The sequence below is a fragment of the Prevotella sp. Sow4_E9_plate genome, assembly GCF_052116205.1.
Taxonomy (GTDB): Bacteria; Bacteroidota; Bacteroidia; order Bacteroidales; family Bacteroidaceae; genus Prevotella.
Map to the genome: position 1 here is coordinate 88,830 of NZ_JBQKLN010000006.1, position 16,366 is coordinate 105,195.

Annotated in this window: 21 protein-coding genes; 16 read left to right on the top strand and 5 right to left on the bottom strand. The window is 43.2% G+C overall.

Annotation, left to right across the window (positions count from 1 at the left end; genetic code table 11):
* Positions 1-370: 370 nt before the first annotated feature.
* The 8 genes from ACTQ53_RS03990 to ACTQ53_RS04025 all read left to right on the top strand — a co-directional run bounded on the left by ACTQ53_RS03990 (position 371) and on the right by ACTQ53_RS04025 (position 4,749).
* Positions 371-715, top strand: a complete 345-nt coding sequence (locus ACTQ53_RS03990) for a single-stranded DNA-binding protein (RefSeq protein WP_441932135.1) — start codon at positions 371-373, stop codon at positions 713-715.
* A 506-nt stretch (positions 716-1,221) separates the two neighbouring features.
* Complete coding sequence (locus tag ACTQ53_RS03995) at positions 1,222-1,503, top strand: hypothetical protein (RefSeq protein WP_441932136.1); 282 nt, start codon at positions 1,222-1,224, stop codon at positions 1,501-1,503.
* 13 nt (positions 1,504-1,516) lie between these two features.
* Positions 1,517-2,200 (top strand): JAB domain-containing protein, encoded by a 684-nt coding sequence (locus ACTQ53_RS04000; RefSeq protein ID WP_441932138.1) that lies wholly within the window; start codon positions 1,517-1,519, stop codon positions 2,198-2,200.
* Between the two features lie 44 nt (positions 2,201-2,244).
* A complete protein-coding gene (locus ACTQ53_RS04005; RefSeq protein WP_441932140.1) occupies positions 2,245-2,568 on the top strand; it encodes a hypothetical protein in 324 nt (107 codons plus the stop codon).
* Positions 2,569-2,579: 11 nt separating this feature from the next.
* Positions 2,580-3,095 (top strand): hypothetical protein, encoded by a 516-nt coding sequence (locus ACTQ53_RS04010; RefSeq protein ID WP_441932141.1) that lies wholly within the window; start codon positions 2,580-2,582, stop codon positions 3,093-3,095.
* 938 nt (positions 3,096-4,033) lie between these two features.
* Entirely contained in the window at positions 4,034-4,282 is a 249-nt protein-coding gene (locus ACTQ53_RS04015; RefSeq protein ID WP_334668097.1) for a hypothetical protein, read from the top strand.
* 20 nt (positions 4,283-4,302) lie between these two features.
* Positions 4,303-4,515, top strand: a complete 213-nt coding sequence (locus ACTQ53_RS04020) for a hypothetical protein (protein WP_334668096.1) — start codon at positions 4,303-4,305, stop codon at positions 4,513-4,515.
* Positions 4,516-4,581: 66 nt separating this feature from the next.
* Positions 4,582-4,749 carry a DpnD/PcfM family protein gene (locus tag ACTQ53_RS04025; RefSeq protein ID WP_329980151.1) on the top strand — a complete coding sequence of 56 codons (168 nt, stop codon included), beginning with the start codon at positions 4,582-4,584 and terminating at the stop codon, positions 4,747-4,749.
* A gap of 661 nt (positions 4,750-5,410) precedes the next feature.
* Here ACTQ53_RS04025 and ACTQ53_RS04030 read toward each other — a convergent pair.
* Entirely contained in the window at positions 5,411-5,701 is a 291-nt protein-coding gene (locus ACTQ53_RS04030; protein ID WP_441932144.1) for a hypothetical protein, read from the bottom strand.
* Positions 5,702-6,878: 1,177 nt separating this feature from the next.
* On the opposite strand from ACTQ53_RS04030, the gene ACTQ53_RS04035 reads away from it, so the two are divergent.
* The 8 genes from ACTQ53_RS04035 to mobV all read left to right on the top strand — a co-directional run bounded on the left by ACTQ53_RS04035 (position 6,879) and on the right by mobV (position 13,125).
* On the top strand, positions 6,879-7,112 hold the full coding sequence (locus tag ACTQ53_RS04035; RefSeq protein ID WP_441932145.1) for a hypothetical protein: 234 nt from the start codon (positions 6,879-6,881) through the stop codon (positions 7,110-7,112).
* An 18-nt stretch (positions 7,113-7,130) separates the two neighbouring features.
* On the top strand, positions 7,131-7,712 hold the full coding sequence (locus ACTQ53_RS04040) for a ribonucleotide-diphosphate reductase subunit alpha (RefSeq protein WP_334567004.1): 582 nt from the start codon (positions 7,131-7,133) through the stop codon (positions 7,710-7,712).
* Positions 7,709-8,194 carry an SLOG family protein gene (locus ACTQ53_RS04045; protein WP_441932147.1) on the top strand — a complete coding sequence of 162 codons (486 nt, stop codon included), beginning with the start codon at positions 7,709-7,711 and terminating at the stop codon, positions 8,192-8,194. Before ACTQ53_RS04040 ends, ACTQ53_RS04045 begins: the two co-directional genes overlap by 4 nt.
* Before the next feature lie 375 nt (positions 8,195-8,569).
* Complete coding sequence (locus tag ACTQ53_RS04050) at positions 8,570-9,586, top strand: hypothetical protein (protein ID WP_441932149.1); 1,017 nt, start codon at positions 8,570-8,572, stop codon at positions 9,584-9,586.
* Between the two features lie 10 nt (positions 9,587-9,596).
* A complete protein-coding gene (locus ACTQ53_RS04055; protein WP_287595457.1) occupies positions 9,597-10,079 on the top strand; it encodes a hypothetical protein in 483 nt (160 codons plus the stop codon).
* Positions 10,080-10,098: 19 nt separating this feature from the next.
* Positions 10,099-10,833 carry a hypothetical protein gene (locus ACTQ53_RS04060; protein ID WP_441932150.1) on the top strand — a complete coding sequence of 245 codons (735 nt, stop codon included), beginning with the start codon at positions 10,099-10,101 and terminating at the stop codon, positions 10,831-10,833.
* An 84-nt stretch (positions 10,834-10,917) separates the two neighbouring features.
* Positions 10,918-11,292, top strand: a complete 375-nt coding sequence (locus ACTQ53_RS04065; RefSeq protein ID WP_264949443.1) for a hypothetical protein — start codon at positions 10,918-10,920, stop codon at positions 11,290-11,292.
* Positions 11,293-11,604: 312 nt separating this feature from the next.
* The gene (mobV, locus tag ACTQ53_RS04070) at positions 11,605-13,125 is read left to right on the top strand and encodes a MobV family relaxase (RefSeq protein WP_441932151.1); all 1,521 of its coding nucleotides are present in this window, start codon (positions 11,605-11,607) and stop codon (positions 13,123-13,125) included.
* 405 nt (positions 13,126-13,530) lie between these two features.
* Here the strand turns inward: mobV and ACTQ53_RS04075 are convergent, their stop codons facing one another.
* From ACTQ53_RS04075 to ACTQ53_RS04090, 4 genes are all read right to left on the bottom strand, one after another.
* Positions 13,531-13,824: a hypothetical protein gene (locus tag ACTQ53_RS04075; protein ID WP_441932152.1), complete on the bottom strand. Its 294-nt coding sequence runs from the start codon at positions 13,822-13,824 to the stop codon at positions 13,531-13,533.
* A 236-nt stretch (positions 13,825-14,060) separates the two neighbouring features.
* Positions 14,061-14,561, bottom strand: coding sequence for an HAD family hydrolase (locus tag ACTQ53_RS04080; RefSeq protein ID WP_287624948.1), 501 nt, complete (start codon positions 14,559-14,561; stop codon positions 14,061-14,063).
* A gap of 3 nt (positions 14,562-14,564) precedes the next feature.
* A complete protein-coding gene (locus ACTQ53_RS04085; protein ID WP_441932153.1) occupies positions 14,565-15,530 on the bottom strand; it encodes a DNA-processing protein DprA in 966 nt (321 codons plus the stop codon).
* 127 nt (positions 15,531-15,657) lie between these two features.
* Positions 15,658-16,356: a phosphoribosyltransferase gene (locus ACTQ53_RS04090; protein ID WP_441932154.1), complete on the bottom strand. Its 699-nt coding sequence runs from the start codon at positions 16,354-16,356 to the stop codon at positions 15,658-15,660.
* Between the last annotated feature and the right edge of the window lie 10 nt (positions 16,357-16,366).

Consider the following 16,366-nt stretch of genomic DNA (forward strand, 5'->3'; position numbering starts at 1 on the left):
TCGGTGATGTTGATGGATACACATGGGTATAGGTAGGGCTATTCTTCTCAAGGTTTTTGGTTTAAGGTGGCGTCCTTTTTGATTCCTACTACTTTTCTTGTTTCTTGGGGTGAGCGTTCATTCATTTTCTTAAGCGTTATCCCTTGATTTTACTTTGCAAATTTACCACAAGCGGCGACTGCCAAGGGCACACCCAGGGGCTTGTCTCCACATTTTTTTCATTGTTTTTGGGTGCAGCGGCTCCTATTTCAAAAACAACCAGGCTGGCTTTGAAAATAATATGGGCCATCTCTTGTCTTTTCTCGCCTTCTCCTTGTTGGTGTTATTTCGCACGTAAAATTTAAGTATTAACGTTTTAAAAATTAAGATTATGAACGCAAGTAACAATTTCACAGTAGTAGGTTTTATCTGCAAGGACGCAGAAGTTAGAAACTTTGAGAAGAGCAGCCTCGCTCGTTTTGGCGTATCCATCAAGACCACCGAGAAGAAGGGTGGGGTGGAGATTACCTCTTCTTCCATCCAGAGCTTCGAGACCTGGATCAAGAATGATGACCAGGCGCTCCTCGATCTCCTCAAGAAGGGTAAGCGAGTAAAGGTGGAGGGTTTCTTCAAGAGTGAGACCTATCAGAAGGATGGCAAGGACCATCATGTTATCAAGCTTATCGCCACCAGTCTCTCAGAGGTGGAGAAGCAAAAGAAGGAGGAGGCAGCTTAGCCTCCTTTCCCATATCTGCCATGTTTATCTTTCCAAGGCTATCTTTTAGGTAGTCTTGGATTGATGGTACTTGGGGGATGGTATTATATCTACTTTTCGATGGAATCGCATTTTTTTTGAGGTTTTCTTTGTGAATTTGGATTTTTGGTGTATCTTTGTGCCATCGTCTGATTAAGTTGCGAAGTTTATGGCGTTATCGGTTCATCTGAGTAGTGGTATCTCGATGAAATCGTTCTTTTGGGAGCCAAGGAGGAATACATGGTTGATATGGACTGCATGTGTTTCTCTTGGCTCTTTTTCTTTTATGCCGGCTCTTTTATGCTTATCTTTGTCTATCTGTTTTGTTGATATCTATGGTTTAGTTTTACTGTGTCGTGGTTTAGATAGATATCCATGGGAAGATAATACTTATATCTATTGTTTGCTACTGTAGTTTTGTGAATAGAACCTCGTTTTTATCATTTTGTCGCAGCATAATCCCACCAGGCTTTTTATCGTGCAAAGGTATGGCAGTCTTGGCAGATACCAAACACCACGTTGCTATCGGCGAAGAATCTTTTCCGGCAGCCTTCCGAAATCATAGATTGCGGTTTTCCGGAAAAGATTCTCTACCGATTGTTTGGCTTTCTGCCATTTTTGACTGCCATGCTTTTTTGGCACGAAAAAAGGCTTGGTGTGAAGGTTATGCCGGAATGCTAAAAAAAAACTCGGATTTATCCTCAAAACTCCAGGGATTTGAAAAAGGCTGGTTGTTTCAGGAAATCCAGAATATTTTAAGTTTAATTTAAAGCAATTTGAGATATGAGACAGAATTTTTCGGGGTTTTGCATGGAGGAATTTCCTCAGTATAAGGCTTATAACAATGGGCTTGGAAACTTGACCACAGTGGAGCTGATTTCTTTGGTTATCGGTACAGGTACACAGAAGAATGTGGAACAGGCACGTCAGATATTCAATGTGATGGAGGAGAGCTTGCGTAATATAGCCAAGGCTAGGGTAGAGGACTTGCAGGTGGTTCAGGGTATCGGGGATTCCAAGGCGATAGCTCTTCAGGCAGCCATAGAGCTTGGCAAGCGTTACAGCTTGGAGAATATGGCAGAGCGTCCCGATTTGGGCAGTAGCTTGGCTATCTATAATATCCTTTATCCGCATGTGAAGGATTTGGAGGTGGAGGAATGCCATCTGCTTTTGATGAACCAGAACTTTAGGCTTATCAAGCATGTGCCTATGAGTCATGGGGGTATCACGGAGACGGCGGTAGATGTGCGCAGAATCATGAGGGAGGCTGTTTTGAACAATGCTACTATCTTGGCAATTGCTCACAATCACCCATCCAATAGCCCTCATCCCAGCAAGGCTGATGATATGCTTACCAAGAGCGTCAAGGAAGCTTGCAGCATCATGCGCATCTTTTTCATGGACCATGTGATAATTGCTGATGGGTGTTATTTCTCTTACCATGATAAGGGTAGATTGGATTTGTAAAGGTAACGGAGAGGCTCACCACCTCTCCATAAAAAAATATTTGTATGAAAGTACGTTTATATCATGATGAAAGGGTAAGCGCCAAGGATGCGCCGGATGCATGGTCTATCTATTGTCCTTACCCTAAGAAGTATCAGAGGGTTACGGGTATCAAGGGCGTTTATCTAGGGTGCAAGCCTACAGATGAAGGCATGATACGTTGTTGGGAATCCATGGAAGTGGGGCAGAAAGTCAGTTTGGGAAAGCGTATGGCTTTATCCAGTACGCCAAAGGCTTTTCAAGTTGCTTTTCGCAAAATAGAGCGTGTTTATCAGCATGCTTGCAAGGTTGATACCTTGGAGGCATGGGGAAAGTTTCAAAGAGTTTAAAAATAAGGATTATGAATCAGAAAGAAGTTTTGGAGTTTGATGGTTTTCGTGTGGAAAGAGAGTCTTTTCTTGGAGGGGATTGTTATGGTGTAGTCACCTCTTGCAAGAAAGATGAGAAGGGTGTTTCTTATCATTTGGAGGTGGAGTTTGATACATCTACAGCCAAGTTTCATTTTTCCAAGTGTTATGCTCATGAGGTGGTTCCTTGCCAGGAGCTTTCTGCCGGCGGTAAGCTCAAGGTCATGGCTTATCTAATAGAGAAGGCGGCTAGTGCGTATGTGACGGAGAAAGCGGCTGTTCAAAAGATGTCTTTCGAGAAATTGAAGGTGTTGTATCGTGAGGATGAAGTGGTGATGGGAGAGGTTCTTGCCTCTGAGAAAGCCGATGGCTTGACCATAGAGGAGTCGTTCTTTCTGTATATCCTTGCTCAGAATTGGGCGAATGGTGATGAGTTTTCATTGGCTTGTGGAGGAGTAGAGGAAGAATGGGTGTCTCTTGTGGAAGAGGCAAGGAAGATGAAGATTTGATGTTTAAGAGTATATTTAGAAAAGAAATCCTATGTTTTGGTAGGGTTTCTTTTCGCCTTTGATGTTGTCTTGTCTTTGTGGGGATTTGACCCTTTGGTCAAGTTTTCTGTTTCCTCTGCAATGTATATCATTGTAGATGCATATATGTTTAGGACAGGTGAGGTGGTTTGTATCTATGTCAGCAAATATCTGGTTGTTGAAATGGAGTGTATTGCCTTTTAAAGTATCTCTTGCTGATGTCATGCACAAGAAGAGGTCTTTTCGAGTCTGGTCAAGGGTGACTTACCCGCAAAGGTGGACTATATCCCATCTTCACTGGGTAGTTCACGCATGACCATTCTCTTCAAGACTCACGCCCAGGCGTTCTCTTCATGTACATGACTGTTTTAGTCCCCAAGGCAGTATGGGCCTGCCATGCTACCTTGCCACCTGACCATATTGTCAGAGGGCTAAAGGGAGAGAGGTTCGTTTGCCCACGGTTCCCTTTGGTCATGGTGGAAAAACACCGTGTTTTATGTTTGATGTGATTTCTGATGGGATATATCTAGGGTTCTATTTTGTTTTTTATGGGGAATACTCCTCACTTTTTATCTTTTCTAGCCGGTAGCCATCACCATAGTCTTTTTACTTTGCAAAGGTATGTGAAGTCCTGGCAGATACCAAACACCACTTTGTTATCGGCTAAGATTCTTTTCCTGCAGACTTCCGCAATCAGAGATTGGGTATTCTAGAAAAGATTCTTGACCGATTGTTTGGCTTACTGCCCCCTTGGACTTCCATTCTTTTATGCACGTAAAAAGGCTAAAGTGATGACGGTTATGCCGGAATGTTTATAAAAAAAAAGCTCGGATTCTTCTGAAAACAAAAGCTTGAAAAGGCAGTGAATCCGGAAATCCAGAATATTTTTTGAGTGTTGAACTTTTAAATGATATTGGAGTATGAATGCAAATCTTTATTATGACTGCAATGGTGAATCATGGACTATCTTAGACTTTCACAGCAGTATTACTTTCTCTTCTGAGAGAGGTTTGAAGCAGGCGATTAACCGAAAGATTAATCGTGATTTGGAGAGCGGAAATCTGAGACGTCACTTCGGAACCGGCTCTAGAGTGAATGTAAACGTGTATTGTAAGGAGCTTGGATTTACAGAAAAGCCACTTGCAACTACCCATGTGAATGTATATTGATTTAATGAAAGAATTTAGATATGAGCAAATTCATTGAAGTGACAGCAGGAACAAAAGTATTGATTAATACCGACGAGATTGCTTGCATTGAGCCAACTGAAGATTATAAGGACGGCAAGGAGGTTTGTGTGATTACCCTCATACACACAACAAAGCATAGCGTTGAGGGGCGCAAATTCATAACGAAGGAAAGTTATGAGGAGGTCAAGCAAATGATTATTGGGACTAAGTAGTTTCATGTTTAATGTTCTTATCCGGTAGTTGAAAGGCTGCCGGATAAGATTAACAAAGGAGAAAATATGAAAAAGTATCAAGTTGAAATCGTTGAAAAAATAGTTTTTCAAGTAAGCGTTGAAGCCGCAAACGAGACAGAGGCTGAGAATATGGCAAGAGACCAATACGACAAAGGTATCTTAGAAGGTAATGGTGAAAAGGTAAGCGTAACATTTGATGTTATTGATGATTAATTAATACGTCTATGAAAAAGTTAACAAAAAATCATCCATCTGCAAGGTGGATGATTTTTTCGGGCTGCTCCCTCCTACGGCACAGGTGCAGTGTGGAAAGAACGGAGGGTTTGATGTCTTTTCTGTTTGGTTATATCTATTTATATATATTGTTTATTGCGTTATATTGTTATATACTTAGAACTCTAAGTCGCTGACTTTGTAATAGACAAAAAAGCTAGGTAGATTAAGTTTTACCTAGCTTTTTCAATGAAATTCTAAGTACTTTTGTATAGCCTTGTTAAGTAAATTTGTTATAATATTGCGTGCATAAAGAATAATATGTATCTTTGCACCGACTTCAAATATACGGAGTTCAGTGCATTTTTTATGCGCTAAATAAACGGATAAAGTAAAATATCCGCAGAAAAGCCGTAAATTTGCAGTAAATTTAACAAGAATTTTAAAATTTATAATTATGGCAGATTTTGACAGTATTATGGCAATATTATTGCTAGTGTTAAATGCTCTACTGTTTATGGTAGAGATTGTTTATTACGTAGTTAAGACAGCAAAAGAATTGTCTTGATGTACGCATTTAACCTCGCTGAGCCACATTATGGGTATGTGGAAAGCAAACATATAACTCGAATGAGCGATAGCTTCCATTCGAGAAGTAAACTCATTTTATAATGGCTGCCTGCACCAATCCACCAAGCAAGTAGCAAACCTCCTCCCCATACATATTTATCAAAAACTGTTCAGAAATATGCTGAACCACATGCAGCATTTCGTGACTGAGGCTATTCATGTATTCAGCCTTTGAAGTAGCCCATCCTATAACAACCACCGTTTTTCTTATATCAACATTAGAATAGGTTATCCCTTTATTGGCTTCACCTTCGAGCACGAGATTACAGGCATCTTTGAGAGGAATGCCGCTGCATCCCAAATCCCGAAGATAAAATACCATTTAAACACCCTTCAAATGTCGTTTAAATGCTTTTTTAATTCACATTTCGTTTTTGGAGTCAAAAATCACATTTCGTTTTTGCAAGATAGCTCTTTTCGTTTTGCCGTGATTAAATTTTGGTATCATTCTTACATATCAAAATATTTGGAATGAGGCCTTGCAGTATGCTGAGAATACTCTTCAGGGTGGGGATTTGCAAAACAGTAAAAGAATGTTTGACTTTTATGGTTGATTAGCTTGTTGTAAATGTTAATTGTGGGAATTGAACTACTCACAATCAAGTTTTTGCTTGTGGGTAGTTCAATTACATCAACTGTTATTCTCTAAAGGTGTTGGCGTTGAGTATTTTATCTATTACGCTGTGGGCTAACAGAATATATCATGTTTATGGCTGAAGGTTTGCATTATGTCTATATCTGCAAGAGATAGGATGGTTGTATTTGGGTGAAGGTATATATTGTCTTTTGAACCTTCTCTTGCTGATGTCATGCACAAGAAGAGGTCTTTTCGAGTCTGGCCAAGGGTGACTTACCCGCGAAGGTGGACAATTTCCCATCTTCACTGGGTAGTTCACGCATGACCATTCTCTTCAAGACTCACGCCCAGGCGTTCTCTTCATGTACATGACAGTTTTAATCCCCAAGGCAGTATGGCCTGCCATGCTACCTTGCCACCTGACCATATTGTCAGAAGGCTAAAGGGAGAGAGGTTCGTTTTCCCACGGTTCCCTTTGGTCATGGTGGGAAAACACCGTGTTTTATGTTTGATGTGATTTCTGATGGGATATATCTAGGGTTCTATTTTGTTTTTTATGGGGAATACTCCTCACTTTTTATCTTTTCTAGCCGGTAGCCATCACCATAGTCTTTTTACTTTGCAAAGGTATGTGAAGTCCTGGCAGATACCAAACACCACTTTGTTATCGGCTAAGATTCTTTTCCAGCAGACTTCCGCAATCAGAGATTGGGTATTCTAGAAAAGATTCTTGACCGATTGTTTGGCTTACTGCCCCCTTGGACTTCCATTCTTTTATGCACGTAAAAAGGCTAAAGTGATGACGGTTATGCCGGAATGTTTTAAAAAAAACTCGGATTCTTCTGAAAACAAAAGCTTGAAAAGGCAGTGAATCAGGAAATCCAGAATATTTTTTGAGTGTTGAACTTTTAAATGAGACAAGATGAAAGTATTTCTTTTTTATCGTACAGACAATTGGAACTCCCGTGAGAGCAAGGACTTGGTTTACATCGGGACAAACAGGGAGGCTAGTATCAAGAAGCTGATGAAGTTGGAGAGTGAGCCTATTACTGAGGAGCAAGCCGAGGACATCAGACGGATGAACCAAAGTCAGTGCAATAATGTAGGATATGAGTGGGTAGTGGAGGTGTGGACTCCGAACCATTTGAGTGAGTAACTTTTAAAACGATTTTTTATGGCTAGATTGATAGATGAGGGCAGGATAGCCCAGTTGAGTAAGAAGCAAGGATATTTCTTGAAGTACTTTCCTGCAAGAATCCGTAATGTGGGTGAGGATGCCAAGGAAGATAGAAAGCTTATCTATGCGTTCAAGGATGCAAGGGATGATGCTTACAAGTTGGTGGCGCAGATGGTGGATGGCTATTTGAAGCGTGAGTATGGGGAGCAGGTGAAGGACATGGTTTTCCTATGTGTTCCAGCTAGCCGTCAGGAGGTGAACAAGAGCCGCTACAAGGAGTTCTGCAAGGAGGTGAGCCGATTGAGTGGTATCAAGAATGGTTATTCCCATCTTATCTTGATGGAAGACCGCTTGGCAGTTCATGAGCGCAGAAGAGGAAGAGAGAAGGAGATTTCCAAGGTGAGCATCATGGATTTTGACAAGCCTTTTTTCAAGGGTAAGCAAGTGCTCATCTTTGATGACATCATCACCACCGGTGGCTCTTATGCCATCTTTGCCGAGGAGGTGGAGAAACATGGCGCTCATGTGGTGGGAGGTTTGTTTTTAGCTAGAACACATTATATATATAAGAAGGTATGAATCAGATTTTCAAAAAGCAGAGCGTTGTCTTCACCGGACATCGCTCTGTTCCAAAGGACAAGGAGCGGGAAGTGAGACAGCAGGTGAGAGGAAAGATAAGGTTGCTTTTCTCGTTAGGTTTCAGAAAGTTTGTTTCGGGCATGGCGCTAGGTTTTGACATGTTGGCAGCTGAGGAGGTTATCAAGCTCAAGGAGGAACTGAAGGGGGTAAAGTTGGTTGCGGTTGTTCCTTACAGAGGTCAGAGTGAAAGGTGGGCTCCCTATCAGCGTGAGCGGTATCAGCGTATCTTGAATGAGGTGGATGAAGAAATAGTGCTCAGTGAGGAGTATTACAATGGTTGTCTGCTCAAGCGCAATGACTACATGTTAGCCCATGCAAGTGACATCATCGCCTATTATGATGGCAAGCCTAAGGGAGGAACTTTCTATACCTGCAGAAAAGCCAGGCTGAAAGGATTGGACATCATCAATCTTTATCGATGAATTTTGAGGGTTTCTCGCCAATAGGCGAGGAACTTTTTTTGTTTTTGGGGGTATATGAGGGAGTTTCGGTAGTTGTTATGCTAAGATGATACTCCAATTGTGTGCCAAATTAACCCTGTAATTTTAACATATAAGATGTTTGCAGTTAACATTTGAAAAGGCGCTTCTATCATATCTAGAACATGTCATAAAGTCTTTATATGCGGCGTTTTGGGGATTCTATATCTACTTTTTGGAGCTTCAAAACTTGCATAATAGGGTTTTGTATAAATGTTAAATATATAGTTATATAGCGAAAACTACTACTTTTTAAGTTTTCTTTTTTACTTTTGCACCCAGATTCAGGTAACATATCAATAATCGTATTAGAATAAAATGAAGGTAAAAAAGTTAATTGTATTCGGTATGACCATGATGGCCATATTGGTTTCCTGTGAGCGGCATCCTTCCTTCTCTTCGTCTGAGGAGGCATTACAGGGATGCAAGCAGCAGCTGGAGCTTTTGAAGCAGCAGCAGGATGCGTCCATTGAGGACCTTTCTTCTCTTACCTCCACTTGGCTGGAGGTACGGGATTCTGCCTACAGTAGTTTTGGCAGGGACTCTTCTCTCAACCTCAAGAGTCCGATGGCTGTGGCATATTTCATGGTGTCGGATTCCATACGGGCGGAAATCACCCGTTTGGCGTTTGTCAAGCCTCGCTCGCTTCGTGAGGTGATGTATTTCAAGCTGAACACTGCCATGCAGCGGAAGGTGTTGGAGAAGAATGCCATCTTCAAGGATGCGGTAAAGTATTATGAGAAACTTGATACTTATCCGCTCTATCCATCATTGAAGACGACGCTTGCAGCCTATGGCAAACTTCTTTCCTCTGCCACGTCGTTCAAGCAGGGTGACGAGCTGATGAACTTCATAGCCTTGGAGGATAAATGCTTCAGGAGTTTGATGAAGTATCTTGCTCAGGTGGATACCGAGACCCTGCAGAAGCTTACCATGGGCACCACCCGGGTGTTTGATGGACTCTACTCATCTGTAGGGGCACAAGTGGATGATGTCAACGACAGAACCATGTTATATCTAAGCATGCGATTCAACCGGCGCATCATTCAGAATGCCTTGGCATGTAAGGAGGATATTTTGTCCAGAAGACGCCTTGGTAACACCCAGCAGGCCAACTATCGATGGATGCTCATCCAGCCTTTCATGGCCATTGACGACTATTCTGCTGCCGTGTTGACTGAGGAGCAGAGAGAGCAGCTTCTTGCCCTCTCAGATGACTTGCCTGGCTTGCTTGAAAGGTTGGATGCCAGGAAACATGTTCGAGACAAGGAAAATAACTTGACAGAGGTGTTGTCGGAGTATTTCCTTAAATCATATCTATCATCAATATTATAATTGCAATCAAATGATTAAGACATTAAGCGACTACAATCTTTTAGAGAGCGAGGAATGGAAGGATTCCATTAATACGCTCTTCCTGGAGTTGCGCAGCAAGCTCCCGGAATTCTTTAAGGAGGTTCCTCTACCTACGATTCCTCATGAGGATTACGTGGAAGTTGTCATACCTGCTTCCAAACAGGTAATGATGGAGGATTTGGTAGAGTGGTTGGAGAAGAAACTTGGGCTTCACATCCTCTATGCCAGCAAGCAGAACTATGGCAAGCTGTTAAAGGCGGCAGCTTATTCCACACCGGTGGATGGCAGTATGTTTATCATTCACATGGGGAGTGAGCAATATGGGGTCATTGATTCGTTGACGGTTCACTTTTACGACAGTGATGAAACCATGCTTTTGGGCATCCAGCATGTGCTCAGGGATGTTACCAGGGTGCCGGCAGAAGTTCTGGAGTATCAAAAGATGGATGAGATTCTCTCGTTCTTTTTCTAATTTAGCATATCTGTAAAAGATGGTGATGATTGTTTTGAAATGGCTCCTGGCTATGCTGCTTACATCGGTTCCCTTTGTATTCCACTATTGCATCAAGCCTAAGGCTGCCAGCTCTGATAAGTGGCGCAACTTCTATAGTTTCCTGTCTGCCCGAATGCCTTGGATGAAAAGGAAGGCGCTTGCCGTAAAGGCATGGATCTCCTATGTATATCACAAGATGTATAGAAGTGACAATGGAAGAAAATTCTTTACATTGATTCTTGTCATTTGTATGCTGGTGTTTCAGGTGGTGGACTTTCATGCAGCCAAGGAAGCCTGTTCGTTTCAGGTGGAATGTGCGGCCAAAGGGAAGGCTTTGAGCCTTACACCTTATGATATAGGATTGCCTGGCATTGTTGGTGAGGTTGAACTGGGTCCCAAGTCGTTCATGGAGAACATCCTTTATCCGTTTCAGACCTCTCTCTGGGTTTACATGGTGGCTTTGATGATGACGTTGCTGCTGTTTTCCTATAGGCTTGCCGACAGGGTGTTGGTTGGGATTCATGGGAGCAGATGCTTGCAAATTCTCCTTGCCTCTCTTGCTATTGTGGTGGCAGTGGTTGATTGTGGACGTGCCTTCCTGATGGGTGAGCTGATCTTTATCCTACTCATGGCCGGTATGGTATATCCGTTCAAGCAGCTTCCGCCTGTTCCCGGGATGAAAAGCAGGTGGCGCAGCTTGGGTTCCTGGCCACGGGGAAGGAATGCTGCCTAGGAGCTTTTGAAAGAGCATCACAATCTTCAACTGTCTCTCAGGTAGATTATATAGTTAATGGTTATATCTAAAAGAAATATTCAAATGGTAAAAGAAAATAGTAGCAGTAGCGAATCGCTTCCGAAGGAGGAGAGATTCGTTATCAACATGTCGTCAGAGCTAATTGCTTATCTCTGTAACGACTATTCGTATCGCAATCCCAACAGATTCTCTCGCTTGAAGGCTTTGCAGGATTTGCTTATCCGTTTCCAAAAGGCCAAGCTCGCTTCCAAGGACATGGATGTCAACATCGCGCAGCTGGTGAAGGCATGGGGATGGAGTCGCCCGGCAGTGCTGGCCTTTGTTGACCAGCTTCAAAAGTATGAGATTCTGGAGGTGTGCAACATGGTAACCAGTAAGGTGGTGCATTTGAAGCCCAGCATCTTCAGCTCCGGGCTTTCTCCAACTCCTGGTGGATAGCCTCTCTTCAGCCCTCTTTCCTGGAAGATGGGCACGATGGATCAATCTGGTTTTCGGCTTCGGTCAGGTGGCCTGCCATATCAGGAAAACTGCTTCTATCGAAGGCTCGTTTCCCAAGGGCGCTTGCGCCGGAAACCGCACTTTTTTACATCAGGGGGGAGCCTAATCCCCGGTTTCATAGCTAACGCTTTGAAACACGGAGGCTTACCTGCCAATTTCTTGGCAACTTCGTGCGGCAAGCCGAGGTAAGCGATTAGGCTTAGGGAAAGTCCCTAAGAACCCTTTAGTCCCTGCTGACAAACAAAGGAAGTTATGGCAAAACAAGTACTCGACATTAGAGCCGGAAAAGGCATGACAACCTCTCAGAGCAATGAGTTTCTTCGCAATGCTAATGGTGGCGAGAGGTTGAAGCGTTGGAGCGGCAACTATGATTCTACTCGCGAGCACCTGAATTTTGAGATTAAGAAAGGTGGGGTGATTTGTGAGGTGGACAAGAAAACATCTGTCCCCAAAAGAATCAAGATGCTGCTTGAGGAACGAAAGATTTGGGACCCGAACAGGGGGAGGGATCCGCCGTTTTTCCGTACGGTGGCCAATATCATTTTAGGTGGTTCCAGAGACCAGATGCATCGTCTGGCCTTTGGTGACCAGGTGGTGAACCTCAAAAAAGGGGCTGATAACTCTAATATTGTCCGGCATCCGGAGATAGAAGAATGGGCTAAGGACATGTATAAATTTGTATGTGAAAGGTTTGGTGAACAGAATATAGCATCCTTTATCGTGCATCTGGATGAAACCAATCCTCATGTGCATTGTACAATGCTTCCCATTACAGAGAACAATAAGTTTTCCTGGAAGTCCTATTTCGGTGAGTTGAAGACGGATGGTCTGAGAATTTACAGCAGTCTTCACAATGACATCGCTAAGATTAATCAGAAATATGGTCTAGAGCGTGGTGATAGAATTTCTGAAACAGGAGCCCGGCATCGTTCCACGGAGGAATACCACGCTGAGCTTCGGGAAAAATTAATGAGTGAGAATGAGCAGCTATCTCAAACCATCGAGGGGCAGCAGGCTGTCATCAGGGAGCAGCGAGCTACTTTGAGTGGCTTGGAGAAAGACATCAAACATGCCACTGCCAGGTTCAAGGCCCTTCAGACCATGATTGCCAATTTGGAATCTAAGAAGAATCGGTTGTTGGAGGAGGTTGAGCAACTCAAGCGAGACCGTGATTCCGGAAAGATTAGTGCCGAAGAGGCAAAGATCAGGCTTGATAGGATACAGAAGGAACTGGAAGAGGTGGATGAGAAAATTGCTGACAAGACTCAAAAACTTCATACTGCGGAGTTACAGCTTGCCCAGTTGCAAACCAAGACCCTCTCGGCTGAGAGAAAGTTTGAAGAGGTACAGAAGAAGCTCCAGAAGGAAGTGCCTTTGCTCAGCAAGGCCACCGTCAAGGAAATGCAGCAAATGGGGTATATGATGATGGCCACAGATGCCAAGCACCGGGTAGCCAAATATCATGAGTTCCTTTCTTCGCTTCCTTTTGAACAGAGGCAAGTGGCAAGGCAGACAGGAGACATTCTCTTTGATGGTTCCATAGCAGAGACTATCATGGATAATGCCGTACAGGTGACTTCCATTGCCGCTGCTCTATATCTGGGCTATCTGGATGCTGCCACTAAGATTTCACAATCCGGTGGTGGCGGTGGTGGACCAGGCTCTGGATGGGGAAAGCGTGATGATGAAGATGACCTGGCATTCCGCCAGCGTTGCTTCTTCATGGCCCTTCACATGATGAGACCTTCTCAGAAGGTTCAAAGAAAACGATAGGAGTGGATATACCGTCTGCTCTTTCTCTTTACTTGATTGTTAGATAGTTGATCGGCTTTTGTTTGTAGTTTGCATCTTTCATGCCGATGAACTATCTAAGCTTTACCCACCAGAAGTGAGACAGGAAGTAGGCTAGATGATGAAAGTCTTTTATCGTCTAGCCTGTCTTCTTTGTTTTATATTCATATTATCAGAGGTTTACATGTAATGAGGTAAACGGTTTCGTAGTTCTGATAGTTTTACAATTCTTGTTTTTCTATCCATTTTAATATCTAAGGCATGTTTGAGGTATAGTAGTCAGTAAAGTGTAAATGAATGTTTAGCATACCTGCATTATCCATGCAAAACTCCCCACATAGCTTGTTTGAATAGTTATGTGGGGAGTCCTTTTGCCTGTTACTTGTGCTATGCAGCTTGAGTCTTAGGTGAGACACCTATGTTTGCTTCCATTCGCTCTTTGATGGACTTGAGTCCTTCATACTCGAAATAGAAGATTCCTTCTCGTGTATCAACACGGAATCCGTGGCTTGTCTCTTTTAAGTCGAATGCGTAGGTTTTATCCTTGGTGATAACGTTGAAGATTGCACATCCAAAGACTGGTGTAACAATTAATATAGCGCGATCAGGATGGGAGATTGTACATCCATTACTCATTTTTTTGAGGCGAATATCACCAAGTATAATAGCGTTCTTTTCCATATGAATTTATTGTTTGATTGATATTGAATATTAATACTATGCTTTAATTTAAGAGAAGTGCTTTTAGTATCTTTCTCTTTTCTGCTTGCAAAGGTATTGCAAAATAGTGAAATGGTATTTCACTCACTCTAATTTTGTATTTTTGGGGGTTAAGTGATTTAAAAAGGTTCCATTAGAAATGTGGATGTCTAGTGGAACCTGATGAGAGGATACCATACTCAATGTCTCTGCTATCTTCATTGCAGGTATGGAAGAATCTCCAGTGGAGAGCTAATTGCTTGGTCGTATGCGGTGCCAAGCAGCATGCTTCTTTCCTTAGTTCCCCAAAGGCATGCAATGGCTTTTATGCCTGCTCTTTTAGCTGCAATCATGTCTATAGCCCTATCTCCAAAGCTCAGAACATCTTCCGCTTTCTCATTCATCAACTCCAATGCCTTTAGCATAGGGGCTGGATGAGGTTTGATGGGATGGGCGTCATGGTAGCCAACGATGAATCTTGCTGGAATCTGGTAATGGCTAACGATTCTTTCCACATAGGGACGTGGTGAGGTGCTGACTATTGCCATCTTGATTCCTTGTGCTTTAATGTGGTCAAGGACTTCTTGGATTCCTGCATACATGGAGGTATATGGGATTAGCCCATATGCCTCGTGCCAGTTTCTCATCTTTCTGGCATTTTCCAGTATTGTGGTATCTACAAGAGTTAAGTCCAGATCAAAAATCACTCCTTTTGCCATAAGCTAAAATAATGAATCCTTGATTTTGGGTTTGTTGATCTTCTCTACTGATTCTCTGATGACGGCAAGGGCTTCTTCGAATGAACCTGATGTCAGGGCGTGTGCTTTTCCATCTTCCAGGAACTTCTTGTTGCCTTCTGCTCTTCCGCCTACCTGTCCATCCATGTTCTTGTATTTGATCATGAAGAGTGGCTTTCGGGCTTTAAGAGTGGTATTTACGGCATGCATGGTTCCTCCTTTAAGACCCGTCTGGATGACAAGGGTAGCGTATGAGAGTCCTGCCTGCAGTCTGTCACGTTCCACCAGGGTATAGCGGTTGCCTCTTTGTCCTACTGGATACTCTGAGAGCAGCAATCCACCGTTTTCCACGATGTTCTTGGCCAGTTCCAGGTTCTCTTTAGGGTAGATGGATTCCCAATCCAAGCCGTTGGCTAGGAATGCCGTGGTGGTTCCCTTCACGTTCAATGCTCCCTGGTGACCGGTGGTGTCACATCCTATGGCAAGACCTGATACGATGTTGAAACCCTGCTCTGCGAACTTTTCTGCGAAGTAGATTCCTGCTTGGGTTCCTGCTTCTGTTGGTTCTCTTGTACCGATGATGGCGATGCCCGGCATTTGGAGTGCTTTGATGTTGCCTCTGTAGAACAGAATCAATGGAGCGTCTGCATTGCCATCTTCATTGATGGTCTCACGCAGGATTTGAGGGAAGGCTTCTTCGTAATAGGAGATGATGCCTACACCTTCTCTCTCTGCATCGTTGATGATGGTCAGTGCCTTTCTGTTGGCTTCCTGGAGATCAGTGGCAGAGTACTTTTCGAACTTCTTACCCTTAAGTGTTGGCCAGAAGTGGCATAGGTCCTCGATGGTCTGCACTTGGGACGTAATTACCTCGGCTATGGAGAGAACGGTTTTGTTTCCACACCCTTTGAGGTTTTTCAATGTCAAAATGAGTTCTGTATTGAGTGCCATATTTCTTTATGTTCTATTTCTTTGTTATTATTTCTGTTATACAGCTGCAAAAGTAGTTATTTCTTTTTGAATTCCCAACATCTTGGAGAAAAAATACTTGCTTTTGCAGCTGCACGTTCTGTTTGTACTAGTCGATGTTCCAGTAGGCATCAGGATCGCCGTCGAAAACATCGTCTATGTCCTGATCGCTCCAGCCTTCTACGTCTTGGGCGTATGAACCGTTGTAGTTGTCGTATGTCTCTTCCTCCTCGTAGTAGTCTGATGGATCGTAGTAGTCTTCTGGCTCGTAATCGTCCGTCGGATCATAGTAAGGATGGTAATCTGGGTTGAAGGTCTTTGCCAGGAACAGTCCTGTTACGCTTGCTGCCCCCATGGTTTCCAGCTTTTCTGCAACCATTTGGAAGGTTCTTCCTCTTGTGATGATGTCGTCAATGACGATGAGCTTTTTGCCTGCGATGTCACTGGCGTTGAAGCCGAAGCCTTCGATTGGGTTGCCGGTTTTTCCTGTGAGGTGACCAGCTTCATGGTCGTGCTCATTGTAGATGGCATTGATTGCTACCTTGTAGCCGGCTGCCTGGATTGCTTCTGCAAGCTTTTTGTAGCGGGTTTGTGTCTTGCTCTTGGTGGATGCAGGGATGAAGCAGATGGCCCAACCTGTCTTCTCTCCATTTGTTATTTCCTGGATCTTGTTCAGGAATCCACTCTTAACTTCATCGTTGAGGTAGCCGTCTTTGAAGTTATAGCAAGTCTGACGGTCTGCCAACTGCTGGGCATTTGCCTGGTATCTCACTGGGAGATATTCTTTAAGGTATTGATAATTATTCATTATTCTTATA

Bases quoted from the DNA above. Each gene is read 5' to 3' on its own strand.
- ACTQ53_RS04010 (WP_441932141.1), top strand. From the start codon at position 2,580: ATGAATCAGAAAGAAGTTTTGGAGTTTGATGGTTTTCGTGTGGAAAGA.
- ACTQ53_RS04060 (WP_441932150.1), top strand. From the start codon at position 10,099: ATGGTGATGATTGTTTTGAAATGGCTCCTGGCTATGCTGCTTACATCG.
- ACTQ53_RS04050 (WP_441932149.1), top strand. From the start codon at position 8,570: ATGAAGGTAAAAAAGTTAATTGTATTCGGTATGACCATGATGGCCATA.
- ACTQ53_RS04080 (WP_287624948.1), bottom strand. From the start codon at position 14,561: ATGGCAAAAGGAGTGATTTTTGATCTGGACTTAACTCTTGTAGATACC.
- ACTQ53_RS04000 (WP_441932138.1), top strand. From the start codon at position 1,517: ATGAGACAGAATTTTTCGGGGTTTTGCATGGAGGAATTTCCTCAGTAT.
- ACTQ53_RS03990 (WP_441932135.1), top strand. From the start codon at position 371: ATGAACGCAAGTAACAATTTCACAGTAGTAGGTTTTATCTGCAAGGAC.
- ACTQ53_RS04020 (WP_334668096.1), top strand. From the start codon at position 4,303: ATGAGCAAATTCATTGAAGTGACAGCAGGAACAAAAGTATTGATTAAT.
- ACTQ53_RS04015 (WP_334668097.1), top strand. From the start codon at position 4,034: ATGAATGCAAATCTTTATTATGACTGCAATGGTGAATCATGGACTATC.
- ACTQ53_RS03995 (WP_441932136.1), top strand. From the start codon at position 1,222: ATGGCAGTCTTGGCAGATACCAAACACCACGTTGCTATCGGCGAAGAA.
- ACTQ53_RS04065 (WP_264949443.1), top strand. From the start codon at position 10,918: ATGGTAAAAGAAAATAGTAGCAGTAGCGAATCGCTTCCGAAGGAGGAG.
- mobV (WP_441932151.1), top strand. From the start codon at position 11,605: ATGGCAAAACAAGTACTCGACATTAGAGCCGGAAAAGGCATGACAACC.
- ACTQ53_RS04055 (WP_287595457.1), top strand. From the start codon at position 9,597: ATGATTAAGACATTAAGCGACTACAATCTTTTAGAGAGCGAGGAATGG.
- ACTQ53_RS04005 (WP_441932140.1), top strand. From the start codon at position 2,245: ATGAAAGTACGTTTATATCATGATGAAAGGGTAAGCGCCAAGGATGCG.
- ACTQ53_RS04090 (WP_441932154.1), bottom strand. From the start codon at position 16,356: ATGAATAATTATCAATACCTTAAAGAATATCTCCCAGTGAGATACCAG.
- ACTQ53_RS04030 (WP_441932144.1), bottom strand. From the start codon at position 5,701: ATGGTATTTTATCTTCGGGATTTGGGATGCAGCGGCATTCCTCTCAAA.
- ACTQ53_RS04035 (WP_441932145.1), top strand. From the start codon at position 6,879: ATGAAAGTATTTCTTTTTTATCGTACAGACAATTGGAACTCCCGTGAG.
- ACTQ53_RS04040 (WP_334567004.1), top strand. From the start codon at position 7,131: ATGGCTAGATTGATAGATGAGGGCAGGATAGCCCAGTTGAGTAAGAAG.
- ACTQ53_RS04025 (WP_329980151.1), top strand. From the start codon at position 4,582: ATGAAAAAGTATCAAGTTGAAATCGTTGAAAAAATAGTTTTTCAAGTA.
- ACTQ53_RS04085 (WP_441932153.1), bottom strand. From the start codon at position 15,530: ATGGCACTCAATACAGAACTCATTTTGACATTGAAAAACCTCAAAGGG.
- ACTQ53_RS04075 (WP_441932152.1), bottom strand. From the start codon at position 13,824: ATGGAAAAGAACGCTATTATACTTGGTGATATTCGCCTCAAAAAAATG.
- ACTQ53_RS04045 (WP_441932147.1), top strand. From the start codon at position 7,709: ATGAATCAGATTTTCAAAAAGCAGAGCGTTGTCTTCACCGGACATCGC.